The organism is Mycobacterium sp. PSTR-4-N, from assembly GCF_022348085.1.
In the GTDB taxonomy this organism is placed as follows: Bacteria; Actinomycetota; Actinomycetes; order Mycobacteriales; family Mycobacteriaceae; genus Mycobacterium.
The window spans coordinates 348,253-363,290 of the sequence record NZ_JAKRFN010000001.1; the positions used below are offsets into that span (position 1 = coordinate 348,253).

Annotated in this window: 13 protein-coding genes; 8 read left to right on the top strand and 5 right to left on the bottom strand. The window is 67.1% G+C overall.

The window, feature by feature from the left end:
• The first annotated feature begins 99 nt into the window (after positions 1 to 99).
• The 4 genes from MHN84_RS01770 to MHN84_RS01785 all read left to right on the top strand — a co-directional run bounded on the left by MHN84_RS01770 (position 100) and on the right by MHN84_RS01785 (position 3,335).
• Entirely contained in the window at positions 100 to 426 is a 327-nt protein-coding gene (locus tag MHN84_RS01770; protein WP_241202909.1) for a hypothetical protein, read from the top strand.
• A 43-nt stretch (positions 427 to 469) separates the two neighbouring features.
• Positions 470 to 1,234, top strand: coding sequence for a biotin--[acetyl-CoA-carboxylase] ligase (locus MHN84_RS01775; RefSeq protein WP_241202910.1), 765 nt, complete (start codon positions 470 to 472; stop codon positions 1,232 to 1,234).
• A 105-nt stretch (positions 1,235 to 1,339) separates the two neighbouring features.
• Positions 1,340 to 2,680, top strand: a complete 1,341-nt coding sequence (locus tag MHN84_RS01780; RefSeq protein ID WP_241202911.1) for a TrkH family potassium uptake protein — start codon at positions 1,340 to 1,342, stop codon at positions 2,678 to 2,680.
• Positions 2,673 to 3,335, top strand: a complete 663-nt coding sequence (locus MHN84_RS01785) for a TrkA family potassium uptake protein (protein WP_241202912.1) — start codon at positions 2,673 to 2,675, stop codon at positions 3,333 to 3,335. Before MHN84_RS01780 ends, MHN84_RS01785 begins: the two co-directional genes overlap by 8 nt.
• 85 nt (positions 3,336 to 3,420) lie before the next feature.
• Here MHN84_RS01785 and MHN84_RS01790 read toward each other — a convergent pair whose 3' ends face one another.
• Entirely contained in the window at positions 3,421 to 4,590 is a 1,170-nt protein-coding gene (locus tag MHN84_RS01790; protein WP_241202913.1) for an acyl-CoA dehydrogenase, read from the bottom strand.
• Between the two features lie 134 nt (positions 4,591 to 4,724).
• Here MHN84_RS01790 and MHN84_RS01795 point away from each other — a divergent pair, with 134 nt between their 5' ends.
• The 4 genes from MHN84_RS01795 to MHN84_RS01810 all read left to right on the top strand — a co-directional run bounded on the left by MHN84_RS01795 (position 4,725) and on the right by MHN84_RS01810 (position 10,783).
• Complete coding sequence (locus tag MHN84_RS01795; protein ID WP_241202914.1) at positions 4,725 to 4,916, top strand: hypothetical protein; 192 nt, start codon at positions 4,725 to 4,727, stop codon at positions 4,914 to 4,916.
• A 281-nt stretch (positions 4,917 to 5,197) separates the two neighbouring features.
• Positions 5,198 to 8,005, top strand: coding sequence for a LuxR family transcriptional regulator (locus tag MHN84_RS01800; protein ID WP_241202915.1), 2,808 nt, complete (start codon positions 5,198 to 5,200; stop codon positions 8,003 to 8,005).
• A 9-nt stretch (positions 8,006 to 8,014) separates the two neighbouring features.
• Positions 8,015 to 8,302 carry a hypothetical protein gene (locus tag MHN84_RS01805; protein WP_241202916.1) on the top strand — a complete coding sequence of 96 codons (288 nt, stop codon included), beginning with the start codon at positions 8,015 to 8,017 and terminating at the stop codon, positions 8,300 to 8,302.
• 738 nt (positions 8,303 to 9,040) lie between these two features.
• A complete protein-coding gene (locus tag MHN84_RS01810) occupies positions 9,041 to 10,783 on the top strand; it encodes an Ig-like domain-containing protein (RefSeq protein ID WP_241202917.1) in 1,743 nt (580 codons plus the stop codon).
• A 28-nt stretch (positions 10,784 to 10,811) separates the two neighbouring features.
• Here the strand turns inward: MHN84_RS01810 and MHN84_RS01815 are convergent, their stop codons facing one another.
• From MHN84_RS01815 to MHN84_RS01830, 4 genes are all read right to left on the bottom strand, one after another.
• Positions 10,812 to 11,390: a hypothetical protein gene (locus MHN84_RS01815; RefSeq protein ID WP_241202918.1), complete on the bottom strand. Its 579-nt coding sequence runs from the start codon at positions 11,388 to 11,390 to the stop codon at positions 10,812 to 10,814.
• 14 nt (positions 11,391 to 11,404) lie between these two features.
• Positions 11,405 to 12,169, bottom strand: coding sequence for a hypothetical protein (locus tag MHN84_RS01820; RefSeq protein WP_241202919.1), 765 nt, complete (start codon positions 12,167 to 12,169; stop codon positions 11,405 to 11,407).
• 40 nt (positions 12,170 to 12,209) lie between these two features.
• Complete coding sequence (locus MHN84_RS01825; RefSeq protein ID WP_241202920.1) at positions 12,210 to 14,456, bottom strand: hypothetical protein; 2,247 nt, start codon at positions 14,454 to 14,456, stop codon at positions 12,210 to 12,212.
• Between the two features lie 218 nt (positions 14,457 to 14,674).
• Positions 14,675 to 15,022, bottom strand: a complete 348-nt coding sequence (locus tag MHN84_RS01830; RefSeq protein WP_241202921.1) for a hypothetical protein — start codon at positions 15,020 to 15,022, stop codon at positions 14,675 to 14,677.
• Positions 15,023 to 15,038: the final 16 nt, after the last annotated feature.

Consider the following 15,038-nt stretch of genomic DNA (forward strand, 5'->3'; position numbering starts at 1 on the left):
CTGTGACCTTACTGTTCCCGTAACCACATGCTGTTCACAGGTTGATCGCGCACACTGATCGACGACCGACAGCGGCAAACCTGGCAAAGGACGGCGCCGATGGACACCACCGTCACCGCACTGGCAGTCCTCGTGGCGCTCACGCTGTGGCACCTTCGCAACCGGCGACATGCCGGGTGGCTGGCCAGCGCCGATGGTCGATTCTTCGTGTTCAGCGGATATGCGCTGGTTGCCATCGCCGCCTACTGGCTGCAGTCGGCGTCCACCGCCACCACCTGGGAGTGGGCGTTCGGAAACCTGTGGGCGCTCGCCGCGATGGTCGCGTTCGTGGCGGGTTTCGGGCATCTGAACCGCGCCACCGCCGCTCATGCCTGGGCAGCCCAGCAGGTGGAGGCCATCGAACACTCGGACGCTGCAGCGAAGTAGTTCGGTACGCCGAGCGAAACGACTCGTCGTTTAGGGTCGTCGGGTGCCTGCCGCCCTGAATACCGAAGTCCTGCGTTCCGCGCTCGACGGAACCGTATGGCGTCGCGTCGACGTCGTCGAGGACACGGGGTCGACGAATGCCGATCTCATCGCCCGTGCCTCCGGCGGCGAGGACATCGCCGGTGCGGTGCTGTTGGCCGAGCATCAGTCGGCGGGACGCGGCCGGCACGGGCGGCGGTGGTCGGCTCCCCCACGCTCGCAGATCTCGATGTCTGTCGGCGTCGACACCACGGGCGTCGCGCCCGACAGGTGGGGCTGGCTGCCGCTGCTGACCGGCCTGTCGGTCGCCGAGACCGTCGGCGTCGACGCAACGGTCAAATGGCCCAACGACGTCCTCGTCGGCAGCCGGAAGTTGGCCGGCATCCTGGCCGAGGTAGCCGCGCCGGTCGTCGTCGTGGGCGTCGGGCTCAACGTCGGCTTCGACGCCGCCGAGGCACCGGATCCGAACGCCGTGTCGATGACGATGCTCGGTCACGACGTCGACCGCAGCGATCTCGCGGTCGCGCTCCTGCGCACTCTCAGCACGCGAATCAAACAGTGGCGCGCGGCCGACGCCACGCTGGCCGCCGACTATCGCGCGGCGAGTTCCACGATCGGCTCCCGGGTGCGCGCCTTGCTGCCGGGTGATGACGAGCTCGTCGGTACAGCGATCGCTGTCGACGACGACGGACGGCTGATCATCGACAGCGGAGCCGAGCCCGTCACTGTGTCGGCCGGCGACATCACGCACCTGCGGCCGGCCAACTGAGCAGCGCGCGGAATAGCGTTACCGGTTGCGAAAATCGCCCGCGAGCAGCCAGGAATGCGCTTCCGCGAGACCATTGCCGCCCAGAAGATGGGGTAAGCAGGACGCGTGAAGGTCCGCAGTGAGCGCTTCCGCCATCCCGGACTGGTGATCGGTGGTTCGTTCGCCGCAGCCATCGCCGTCGGGACCGTGCTGCTGTGGTTGCCCGTCGCCGCCGCGAACGGTCAGCGCACGGGTTTCATGGACGCCGTCTTCACCTCGACATCGGCGGTGTGCGTGACGGGTCTGGTCACCGTCGACACGGCCACGCACTGGTCGGTCTTCGGGCAGGTGGTGATTCTCGGTCTCATCCAGGTCGGCGGCCTGGGCATCATGACGGTGGCCTCGCTGACGGTGGTGCTGCTGTCGCGCCGACTCGGGCTGCGGGCCCGCATGATCGCCGCGGCGCAGACGCGGACGGTGTCGATTCGCGACATCGGCCGGCTGATCCGCAACGTCACGGTTTTCGCCGTGGTGTCCGAGATCGTCGTCGCGGCGATCCTGACGGTCCGGCTGGCCACCACGACCGGGATGTCGGTCGGCCACGCCGCGTACGAAGGCACCTTCCATGCCATCTCGGCGTTCAACAACGCCGGCTTCGCGTTGTACGCGGACAGCCTCACCCGCTATGCGGGCGACGCCTGGATCTTGTTGACGATCTCGGCCGCGGTCATCGTCGGCGGCCTGGGGTTCCCGGTGATCTTCGAGCTGGCGCGGGCGTGGCGGCGGCCGGGAACGTGGTCGGTGACCACCCGCGTGACGGTGTGGGTGACGGTCGTGTTGCTCGTCGTCGGGACGACGGTCATCGCCTTGGTCGAACGCGAGAATCCGGGCACCCTGGCCACCCTCCCTCACCGCACGCGCCTGCTGGCCGCGTTCTTCACCGCCACGATGCCGCGCACCGCCGGCTTCAACGCGATCGACATCGGCGCGATGACGCCCGAGGGACTGTTCATGACCGACTTCCTGATGTTCATCGGGGGCGGCAGCGCAGGCACCGCCGGCGGCATCAAGGTGACGACGTTCGGGCTGCTCGCGGTCGTGGTGTGGTCGGAGATGCGAGGTGTCGATCAAGCGAACGTGGGCTACCGCCAGATTCCGTCCGACAATCAGCGCCAGGCCCTGGCGGTGGCGCTGATCTCCGGGGCGATCGTGGTGATCTCGACGTTCGTGTTGCTCGCCGATACGGCACACGCTTTCGAGGAGGTGCTGTTCGAGGTGGTGTCGGCGTTCGCGACGGTGGGCCTTTCGACCGGAATCACCGCGGGCCTGCCCGACACCGGGAAGATGCTCTTGATCGCCTTGATGTTCGTCGGCCGTATCGGCCCGTTGACGTTGGCGTCCGCGCTGGCGCTGCGGGACCGAGGACGAGGCTACGAACTCCCGACCGAAAGGATCACCGTTGGCTGACAGGCACAACGAACCCGTCGTCGTCATCGGGCTGGGTCGCTTCGGCGGCGCGATCGCCCAGGAGCTGACGCGGCGCGGGACCGAGGTTCTCGCCATCGATCAGTCGCCGAAGCTGGTGCAGAGTCTTTCCGGCCAGCTGACGCGGGTGGTCGCCGCGGACTGCACGGACGCGGACACGCTGCGCGAGTTGGCCGTCGACGAGTTCTATCGCGGGGTGGTCGCGGTGGGCACCGACATCGAAGCCAGCATCCTGATCACCTCGTTGCTCGTCGAGTTGGAGGTCAACGACATCTGGGCCAAGGCGGTGAGCGCACATCACGGCCGGATTCTCGAACGCGTCGGCGCGCACCACGTGGTGTTCCCCGAGTTGGAGGCGGGCCAGCGGGTCGCTCACCTGGTCTCCGGGCAGGTGCTCGATTACCTGCAGGTCGACGACGACTTCGCGATCGCCAAAGTGCGCCCGCCGCGGGCGTTCGTCGGCGTGCCGCTCGGCGAGACACAGCTGCGGTCGAAGTACCGCGTCACCGTCGTGGCGGTGAAGTCGGTGGGCCAGGAGTTCACCTACGCCGCCGCCGACACGGTGCTCAGCTATGACGACGTCGTGCTGATCAGCGGCCGGGTTCACGACCTCGACCGTGTCGTGAACCTGCTCTGACGGGTGGGGGCCGCGAGAGTGCCTCAGCGGTAGCCTCCGACGCGTCAGCACTACCGTGAGGCCACTTTCGCGGCCGCGTAGACCCCTACTTCAGCAGCGCCCGGCTCATCACGACGCGCTGAATCTGGTTGGTGCCCTCGTAGATCTGCGTGATCTTGGCGTCGCGCATCATCCGCTCGACGGGGAAGTCGATGGTGTAGCCGGCCCCGCCGAACAGCTGCACGGCGTCGGTCGTCACCTCCATGGCGACGTCGGAGGCCAGGCACTTCGACGCCGCAGAGATGAAGCCGAGGTTGCCCTCACCGCGCTCGGCCCGGGCGGCCGCGCTGTAGACCATCAACCGGGCCGCTTCTACCTTCATCGCCATGTCCGCCAGCATGAACTGCACCGCCTGGAAGTCGGCGATGCTCTTGCCGAACTGCTTGCGGTCCTTGGTGTATTCGATCGCCGCGTCGAGCGCACCCTGCGCGATGCCGACGGCCTGGGCGCCGATGGTCGGGCGCGTGTGGTCCAGCGTCGCGAGTGCGGTCTTGAAGCCGGTGCCGGGCTCGCCGATGATCCGGTCGCCGGGGATGCGGCAGTTCTCGAAGTAGAGCTCGGTGGTCGGGCTGCCCTTGATGCCGAGCTTGCGCTCCTTGGGTCCGATCGTGAAGCCCTCGTCATCGATGTGCACCATGAACGCCGAGATGCCGTTGGCTCCCTTGTCGGGATCGGTGACGGCCATGACGGTGTACCAGGATGACTTGCCGCCGTTGGTGATCCAGCATTTGGCACCGTTGAGAATCCAGTCGTCGCCGTCGGCCTTTGCGCGGGTCCTCATCGAGGCCGCGTCGCTGCCCGCTTCACGTTCCGACAGCGCATAAGACGCCATCGCCTCGCCCGAGGCGAGCGAGGGCAACACCTTCTTCTTCAGCTCGTCGGAGCCGCGCAGGATCAGGCCCATGGTGCCGAGCTTGTTGACCGCCGGAATCAGTGACGCCGATGCGTCGACGCGGGCCACCTCTTCGATGACGATGCACGCGGCCACCGAGTCAGCGCCTTGTCCGTCGTATTCTTCGGGCACGTGCACGGCGTTGAAGCCGTTGGCCACTAGCGCGTCGAGTGCCTCCTGAGGGAATCGAGCGTTCTCGTCGACGTCCGCCGCGTACGGAGCGATCTCTTTCTCCGCCAGCGCGCGGATCGCCTCGCGCAGCTCTTGGTGCTCTTCCGGCAACTGGAAAAGATCGAACGAGGGATTTCCGCCCCAACCAGCCATCATCATCTCCTTGCTACTCGCCGGTAACTTTACCGTGCTCGCGCGTCGGCGCGAAGTCTGCCCGCCCGCGCTCTCAGCCGAAGCTCAGCAGCAGACGTGGTTAATTCACATCTTGCCTGGCTACTCTCCGAAACATGCAGGTCTACATCGATGGTCCGGCTTTCCGGCGCACCGCTCACTGCGAGTGCGGCTGGCACGGTTCCCGCCACGCGTTGCGCGCTTCTGCTGTTGTCGACGCGGGCATGCACGCGGCACAGACGGGCCACATCCAGGTGGCCGCTCCGGTGCAGAGCGCCGAGCCTGTCGTCGTGCTCCGCGCATCCTGAGCAAGGCGCTGAATCCGCCGGTGTGACGAAGATCACACCGCAGTATATCTCGTCCAAAATGCGGCTCCATCGGTGCGCCGCGTCGAGTTTGCTAAGCAAACCAATGTTTCCGAAACTAACGCTCCCGTCAGCAAACAGGAAGCAGGCCTACATCCCGTCTTGAACACTACCTTCCGCATACGTCGCTGCTGTAGGCGAATCTCCGACTGATAGCCCGTACTGACGGCCTTGCGCACCCCTCTTATGGTTGATCCACCACGGTGGTCAGCTCAGGGGGGACGATGCCGGGTCACAACGCTCAGAGCCGGCGCGCGGTCCTACAGGAGGCCGAAGCGGAGGCCCTCCGCGTCCTGCTGGACACTGCCTCGTCCGGTCCGGTCGGACTGATCGTCGAAGGCGAAGCCGGCATAGGGAAGACGACGTTCGCCCTGCAAGCGCGCGACGCGGCGGCGGCTCGCGGTTTCCGCGTGCTGCTCGCTCGAGGAACTCCGAGCGAGGTGACGCTGGCCTTCGCCGGGTTGGCGGATCTCCTGACCGACATCGACGAGGCGGTCGTCGACGGGCTTGTCGGCGTGCAGAGGGACGCGCTGAACCGAATCCTGCTGCGTGGTCACGAACTGCCCGCGGCCGACGAACGCGCCGCCGGAGCCGCGATGCATGCCGTCCTCCGGCATCTCGCGACGCGCACTCCCCTGCTCGTGATCATCGACGACCTCCAGTGGCTCGACCCGTCCAGCGCCACCGCCGTGCGATACGCGTTGCGACGGGTGTCGCAGCCGTTCGGCGTGCTCGTCACCGTGCGTAGCGGCGAACGCGACGCACTGAGCAGTGTGCCGTGGGTGGAGCTCGCGATCCCTGGCGCAGTCCGTCGGATCACGATGTCGCCATCGACGTTCGGCGGGCTGCACGCACTGCTGGCGTCGCATGTCGGACGGGTGCCGCCCCGCCCGACGATGCGCCGCATCCATGAGATCTCCGGCGGAAACCCTTTCTACGCGCTGGAATTGGCCCGTGCTGTCGACGAGGGTGTGCCGATCGACCGCCGGCTGCCCGACTCGCTGGCCGCGCTGGTGGAGCAGCGGGTCAAGCACGTGGGCCCGGACGCCTCGGATGCTCTCCTTGCGGCGGCCTGCACGCCGGCGCCGACGGTCGACGTCGTTGCCCGAGCGATCGGACGTCGGCCAGACGCGGTTATCGACGTGCTCGAGCGCGACGGGGCAGCAGCCCGCATCGTGGTGCTCGTGGGCCAGTCGATCCGGTTCGCCCATCCCCTGCTGGCCAGTGGCGTCTACGCCGCAGCCGAGCCGGGCCGTCGACGGGAGATGCATCGCCGACTCGCCGACGTCGTCGATTCGCCAGAGCTGAAGGCCCGGCACCTGGCGTCGGCCGCGACCAGGGCCGACGAGACGACGCTGACCGCGCTCGATGTCGCCTCCGCAGCGGCTCGCGAGCAGGGCGCACCCGCGGCGGCAGCTGAATTGCTGAGCATGGCAATCGATCTCGGTGGCGATACACCGGTGCGCAGATTGCTTGCGGCTCGCTATCTTTTCGAGGCCGGCAACATCTCGTCGGCGCGTGCCCTTCTCGCGGATGCACCAGACCGATTGCCCTCCGGCACGCTGCGTGGTGCGGCGTTGATGCTCCGGGGCGCACTCGACGGTTACGACGGAAGCTTCGACGCCGCGGTGGCCGGGCTCTCCGCCGGAGTTGCTGAAGTCCGTGATGAGCCGAGACTGCGTCTGCAGGGGTTGATGCTGCTGGCCCAGGCGATCTCGGTGGCGGGACGGCTGGATGAAGGCGTGGACGTCGCGCGCGAGGCGGTGGCCTGCGCAGACGGCATCGGCGACGACGCCTCTCGTAGTCAGGCTCGAGCTGTGTGGGTGGGGTTGAAGTTCCGCCGGGGGCTAGGACGCGACACAGCCGAATTGACCGAGGCGCTTCGCCTGCAAGGCGACGAACATCCGACCCACGTGAACATGCGAGCGGACGCCATCAGTGCGTTGATCGACTCGTGGTCGGGTGATCTCGACCGAGCGGTGGAGCGTATGGCGGCGATTCGGGCGGAGTGCGTCGAGCGCGGCAGTGAGCTGGACACGATCTGGCTCGATCAGCATCTGGTCACTGCCTACGTCTGGTCCGGCGAGTATGGAGCTGCGGCGCGTATCGCTGATGGCATGGCCCAGCACGGCGAGCAGATCGGTGGTCATCAGACCGTGCATTTCGCGTTGACCGCTCGCGCGCTGGTTGCGGCGCACCGGGGAGAGGCCGACGCCGCCCGCGCCGACGCGCTGGCGGCGATCGACTTGGCCGAGCGAGCGGGTGGCCGCGACCTGGCGGTGACTCCGCTCGCTTGCCTCGGCTTCCTGGATGTTTCGCTCGGTGACCACGCGTCGGCCATGCGGACCTATGCGACGTTGCTCTCGACGTTCCGCCCGGGGGACAGCACCGAACTCCCCACCGCCGGTTGGTTACCCGACGCCATCGAAGCCTTGACCGCGCTGCAGCGAGTCGATGAAGCCGAACAGCTCACAAACATCCTGTGGGACAACGGACATCGGCTTGACCGTCCCTGGATGCTCGCGACGGCGGCGCGCGGACGGGCACTGGTCTGCGCCGCGCGCGGTGATCTGGAGGGCGCCGAGGCGGCGGCGGTGACTGCGTTGACGTTCCACGAACGGCTGCCGATACCCCTCGAGAAAGCCCGCACGCAACTGGTTCTGGGCCAGCTGCAGCGGCGCCAGCGCCGCCGGCAGGCGGCCGCGGCGACGGTAGCGGAGGCGGTCAGCACCTTTGAGAACCTGGGCGCGCGGTTGTGGCAGCACCGAGCCGAAGCCGAGCTGAGCCGGTTGACCGGGGCAAGGGACAACACAACTTTGCTCACGCCCGCCGAGGAACGCGTGGCACGGCATGCGGCTGCCGGTCTGTCGAACAATGAGATCGCAACGGAATTGTTCCTGTCGCCGAAGACCGTCGAGATGAACCTCAGCAAGGTCTACCGCAAGCTCGGCATCCGCTCGCGCGCCCAACTGCATTCACGCCTCCGCGACGCCAGGGAAAACCCTGATTCACAGCCGGCGCACGGTCGATAACGTCGATGCGTGGCCAGTCAGGACGCGCCGCAACCATGCTTTCTCGCCGAGTGGTACCAACCAGCACTGCCGGACGCCGACGGTACCGTGGCGGCGCTGCAGACCGTGTGCGCACAGATGCGGGCAGATGGACGCTTGGTGCGCCTGCTCGGCGTGATCGCTGCCGCGGCTGACGAGGTCACCTACGGGGTGTTCACCGCGGAGTCGGCGACGGCGGTGACCGTGGCGTGCCGCCTGGCAGGCCGGCCAGCCGACCGCATTGTCGAGGGCGTGCGGGTTCGCCTACTCCCCCAGTAGTTTTCCTGGCTTCCGGTGTCGTCCGATCGGATGCATTTTCAGCCGGATGCGCCCAACTCGTTCAATTGACGCTCGCGAAAGGTAGATTCCGAGGCGCATCAGCAAATGGCAGCATGGCCGAGTCAAATACGCAGCGTGCACCAGCGCGGGAACGCGCCACACGAGCGAACTACCCGGTCGTGCATGACGGCTTCGGGGGTCGGCATGGCGAGTGGCTTGTACGTGGGCAGGGTCGGCGCTCTCGCCGTGGCTCTGGGCATCGGCGCGGCGGTGGCATCAGTGCCGGCCGTCGCGTCGGCGGCGCCCGAGTCGTCTGCGGATTCGCAGGCCACGCAGTCGCCGTCGAAACAGGAGAGCATTTCCAACCGGCTCGAGCGACGACAGGCCGAACGAGTGAGCCGCCGAGTAACGATTGCGGACCACGAGACGGGTGACGGACCTCGGCCACACAGGACACGACCGGTGCGGACCCAGATCGGTCGAGCCGAGGCAGACGTGAAGGACACGGAGTCCGTGGAGGCGGTGGACTCGGACCCCGAACCGGCGGAACGGCACAGCACACTGAAACACCTTGCGGCGCCACGCCCCGTCGGGAGGATCGATGTCAATACGTTCGAACCAGCCGAACCAGCACCGGAGATGCGCGCAACTGTAGCGCTGCCGCTATTAACCGTCACAAGATCACCTGTCGATACCGAGCCGGGGGGACCTACCGCTTCTCCCCTTCTGCTCGCTCTCATGTCGGTCGGTCGCCGCACCGAGGACGTGAGGTCGTCGACTGCCGCGCGGTCACCACAGGCCGCATTGGCGGCGGCGGACCCCCTTTTGGTTACGAGCATTTCGATCGGCAAGCCGCAGCGTTCCAGCGGTAAGGTCAGCGGTCGCATCACCGTCCAGGGCGGTGATGGAAGTCCTCTGAGGTTCACCGCGCAGCCGACGGATCAGGGCACCGTCACGGTGGATTCGCGGGGGAAGTACACCTTCACCCCGAGCGCGGCGGCGCGTCACAACGCGGCCGCCAGCCCGGGTGCCGATTACACGTCCATCGACTTCGTGGTCACCAACGAGACGGGTGCCACTGCCAGCGGTGGAGCAGGCGTGGCGCTGCTGCCCTCCAACAGTGCTCCTCGGGTCAAAACTGTTGTAAACAAGGGTAATCCGGCTACCGGTGCGATCACCGGGGTTGCCGTGGTCACCGATGGCGACGGTGATGCCATCACCTACAGCGGATCCGGCCTCACCTCTCGGGGCAGCGTCGTGGTCAACGCCGATGGCTCTTTCGTCTACACCCCGACACCCGCGGCACATGCCGCGGCGAGTAGTGCGTCCAAACGCCAGGACAAGTTCACGCTGACCGTCGACGACGGACACGGCGGAACCGCCACGGTGGCGGTCAAGGTAAAGATCGTTCCACCCGGAAGTAATAAGGCTCCCGAGGTCGACTCGACGCCGTTCGCGATCTCGGGTATCGCCGATGCCGACGGAAACGTCACGGGCTACGTCAATGTGAAGGATCCCGACGGATTCCCGCTGAGCTGGAAGCTCGCCGCCGGAATCGACCCCGCGATCGGCAGCGTGACGGTCAACCCCGACACCGGAACCTTCTCCTTCACACCAACTGTCGCGACTCGCGAAAGCGCTTATGCGACAGCAGGAGAGGACTCGGTACGCTTCACGGTCTCGGCGTCAGACGGGCTGGCCACAGTCACCGTCGAGGTGAACGCACCGATCAGTTCCAAGGCACCGGCGCCGCCACCGCCGCCACCTCCGCCGCCGGTTTCGAGCTGGCGGCAGGTCACGACACCGAACTTCGCGGTGGGGGCGACCCGAGGCTGGTGCTTGAAGTTCGTGGACGACACGGTGAACGCACCCGCGCGCAGCGCCACCGCGCAGCTCGCCTACGAGCGGCAAGTGAGCTTCGGCAACATCACGACCGGTGAACCGCCGGTGGGTGTGTGGGTGCCGCTGTTCTTCTCGATCGGCAGCGGGCAGTATGCGGGTCAGGGCCACGTCGCGTGGGCCTACAACTACGGCGGAGGCCGCATGGCGATCCGGGATTCAGAGACCCAGAGCGGCGCACGTGCGGTGTACACCAACATTGGCCAGGTGGCGTCGTGGTTCGGCAGCCAGAACGTGAAGTATCTGGGTTGGTCAACGTGGGTTGACGGGCGCCAGATCGTTGAAAAGGTCTCGGGCACGCCCGGCGGTGGCGGTGGCGGTGGCGGTGGCGGAGCCACGAGCGGTACCAAGAGCGGTACTGCGACTGTCGTCCAGCTGGTCAACGTCCGCAATGATCCGAGCACGAACGGCCCGATCGTCGCTCAGTACAGCGCCGGGCAGTCGTTCAATTACGACAGCTGGGTGATTGCCAACGGCTACTACTGGCTCTCCTACGTCAGCTACTCAGGTGTGCGGCGCTATGTCGCCGAGGCCACCACCAGCGGAAGTGTGGTCTACGTCCGCGGCGGTGTCTTCCACTGACGAAGTATCGACGACGTGCGCTCAGCTTTCAGGGCTGCAGTACAGGTTCCCCGAGTATCTCGCGGCGGACCCGCGACGCGGTGGCCCCGTCTCCGGTGACAACGTGCAGAGTGGAGTTCAGCGCTGCCACGCAGACCCACCGCGCGGGATCAGGCGCATCGGCGAAGAGCTCGTCCTTCTCCGCTGTGTCGACCAGACCGAGAACCGCTTCGACCGCGTCTTCCGGGGACACCATGCGGAGCGCATGGACGCCCGCCGCGGTCGCCGTATCAACCAACCAATCCGCACCTGAGCGCACCGCTGTGACCGAGGCACCGCCGAGCGTGATGGGATCGGATGCAGGCGCGACGTAGGCGCCCACACGGAGGTCCGGATCGAGGAACGTCGCGACGTATCGCGCGACGACGGCGTCCATCACCGCGGGTGTGTCGGCAGTGTCTTGCGCGGCATAGCGCCTGACCAAAAGCGAACGCAAACCACGCATTCCGGCTTTTGCCATCTCCACAGCGGTGGGCTCCACTGTCATCAATCCCAACGGCCAGGGTCGTCCGTCGACCGCGCACACCGCCACGATCTCGTCGTCGGTCAGCAAAACGGTGTCGTTCATCGCGATCGGTCCCCTCAGGGTAGTAAATTCGAAAAGAGTTTCGGAATGTAGCCCACGACAGCGTCTCTCGCGGCATCGAAGGCGCCGCCTGGATCTTTGGCAATGTAGTCGCCTGTCGTTTGCAGCGCCGAGGCGCTGAAGTCGGCTCGGGCCACTTGGGCGGCGACGTCACCCCATTGCTGGACAGCTACTCCCGGAAGATAGCCAGCCGGACCCAACTTCTTGATCAGTCCCCCGCCGAGATCGGTCATCGAGTTGCCTGCTTGGATGATCTTCTCTTCGGGGCTGATCGATGAGTCGCCGGCCAATCCGAGGGCGTCGATCAACGGCAGCATCGGACCCAGCGGAGTCAGCTGATCTAGGGCGGTGCCCCACGTGATCGGCCATGTCGCTGTGGAATTCAGGAAGTTACGCATGTCGACCAGCGGATTCGCGAAGGTCCCGCCATCGCTCCAAGGGCTCCCGTGCGCGAACCCCGTTCCGCTGAACAGCGATCCGGTTGGCAGCCCAGCCGCACCGCTGCTCGCTTGGTCCTGCTCGGCCGCGTTGCGGTCGATCGCGGATGCAGCGTCGCGCAGTGCCGCCACCACGGCGCGCATCAGCGCCAGTGATTCACCGTGCCACTGCGATCGGTACCGATCGGCATCGGGACCGACCCACGACGCGGACGCGAGCCTGCCCGTGACCTCACCGCACATGCCGTCGAGACGGTCCGCGGCGTGGGCGAACGTGCGACTGAGTTGCCGCAGTTGATCTGTGTCCGCGCCGACCAATGCCATGGCGAGACTCCTTCCGTTCAGCCGAGCCGGGCGCTGCGCGCTATGGCGAAGGAGCTTCGACGATCGTCGTCTCCGGCGGGGAGTCGGATCCACCGCGGCCGCCACGACCACCCAGGTTGCCGAGGATGTCGCGCAGCTTCGGTAGTTCCAGTCTGGGCCGCTCCGGCGGTGCTGCCGGCGCAGCGGGCGCTTCGATCGCCGGAGCGGGCGCAGGCGCTTGGATCACCGGCGCAGGCGCCTCGAAGACCGGCGGCGAGACCGGGGCCTCGCGGACGACAGGCGGCGGTGGCGGGGCCTCGATAACCGGTGCAGGCACTTCGACCGGCGGCGCCACCGGAGCGGGGGCGGGAGGCTCCGGCTTGCGGAAGATCGGCGTACGGGTTCGCGTTTCGTTGTCGGGTTCCGAGGCGGCAGGCGGTGCCGGGGGCGAAACACCCTCGGAGCTGCCGGGATCCGGCGCCGGGGCATCGGGAGTCTTCGGGCTGAACAGCGGCTTGCGCGGTTCCTCCTCAGCCGGCTTGACCACCTTGGTGGTCGGCTCGTCTGGGTTCGCAGGGGTCTCCGAACCGACTTGGGTCTCCGAGCCCACCGGGGTCTCCGTGCCCGGCTTGTCGGTGCTGACCTGCGTGTCGGTGGTGGGCTTGTCCGCCGGCGGCGATCCCAAAGGATCGCTGCGCATCAAATCCGCTGGTGCCGGCACGCAGCTGAATCCTGTGGGGCAACCCGCCTGGATCGCGCTAACGGTCTCGATGGGCTCTGGCGCACCACATGTCGTGTCACGGCAGTCGGGTAACGGGTCAGCGATGATCTGAACGCAGCCCGGTTTCGTGCTTCCCCGTCGGCACAAGGCATCAGGGGTGGAACTGACGCAACCCGCCAGGCTTGTTCCAGGTCTGCATATTCTGTCAACGACGCACTCGACGGACGAACAGTTGCCGACCATTTCGTTGACTTTGATGATGTTGACAGTCAGGCCCCTGGGCAGGAAGTCGCCGATGTTGAACCTGCCGCGCGGCGGCTGCACGATCATGCCACCACCCCCGCCTCCGACCCCCGGCGGTCCCGCCTGCGTGACGAACACCGTCCGGGTGCCGCCGTCGCCGACGCCGGCACTCGGCGAGAACCGACCGCGGTTCGCTCCGGCGAAGATCGTCCGGCCACCGTCGGCCGCAGCGGCCGGCTTCTCCTCCACTGGGACCACCGGCGGCAGAAACACCGTCGGGTCTTCGACCGGTTGAGCGCCCTGACCGGGCATGGTCGGCAGGAACTTTCCTGGCACCGATTCGTCCCCACGAATCGCCTGGATGGTGGCGCTCGGCTTGATCGAGATCGCCACCACAACCGCGAGAGTTGCGAATCCGACCACCACGATGGCCGCAATAGTGCTGCCGACCAACAGGATTCGCGGCCGACCGCCAGTGCCGGCGGGTGCGATGTCGTCGTCGACCTCGGTGGGATCGTCCGTATGGCTCAGTGACGCCATCGGGGACTGCATCGGCACATCGCCGAAGCCGCCGAAGTCGTCGACGTACGCCAGGGGCGTCGAACTACTGTCCGGGTCCATTGAGTAGGCGAGATGCTCGCCGATCTGCGGCCCGGGCGCGGTGCCGAATCCGGACATCGCTTCTGCGCCGCCTAATGCTGCCGGCGCTGCGGCCAGCGCAGCGCCCCTGGCAACCGCGAATCCCGGACTCGGCACGGACCGCATGGGAACTGGCGACGTCGGGGCGAGCGAGCTCGTCAGCGCGGCGGTGTCAGCACCGGTCCCGACCACGTAGAGGCCCTCTGCGCCGCCCGGTTCCTCCCTCAGCCGGGTGAGCAGTTCAGTGCAGGCCGCTACGGGTCCGGCACTCCCGACGGGTTCAATCGCCACGACGCTCGTGGTGTCCGCGTCGGCACCCACGACCGAGAGCGCCGCAGTGTTGTCGTCGACGAACAGCATGGCCGAGGTCTGTTGACCAGCTGCGGCGGCCGACTGTCGCACGATCGACGTCGCGGCCGCGGACGGCGACACGACGGAAACACCGCGCAGTCCCGCGTCGGTCAGCGCGTCGCGCAACTCGGCAGAGAAGTCCTCGTCAGACGCGCTGATCCGGATTCCGCTGAGCGAGTGGCCACTCTCCCGCAGGCTCCGGTCGGTGCCCACGATCGTCGATCGCAGCGTGTCCGGTGCCGCGGCGGCCAGATCGATGTCGAACTCGTCGATGGCGCCCTCGGGTGCCGCGGTATCGACCAGCGCGAGCCGCGCAGTGTTCGCCGCGACACAGACTCCCAGAACTAAATGCACGAGACCTCCCCTGCTTGGCGGCGATGCATCACCGCACCGGCGCTCCCCCGTCGCGCCCGCTGAGACGTCCGGATCGCGCTGAGGCTACCCCACGCGAACAGGTGCGCGCGCGCGTTTGAAACCCGGACAGTCATCAACAATCTTCCCCCACAGCAATGTCGCGTTCGGATCATCGCACCGATCGTCGGGCGCCTCTATCCGCCGTTCGGTCGACATACTCAGCCGAACACGCCGGCGCCCGCGGCGTCCGGCCAGAACATCAACAGCACGGCGACGGCGCCGATGACGAGATAGGCCGCGCCCACGAACAGGGTCGCCTTTGCCAGACCTGCACCAGCCTGACCCGATCGAAGAATGTGCCGGTGCGCCATGTTGGCCAGCGGAATCGTCACCGGTGCCGCGAACGGCCCGAGAATCAGCGTGAGGACGAATGCCGCCAACGCCGTGCCGTTGAGTGTCGACGGCCCTGGTGGGCCACTGATTGGATTGACGACCCCAGTGACCGCGGGACCGCCCACGGTGTACCCGGCACCGAACTTGCTTCCTGGCAGCGGAGACTGATTCATCGCACCGCCTCGGGCC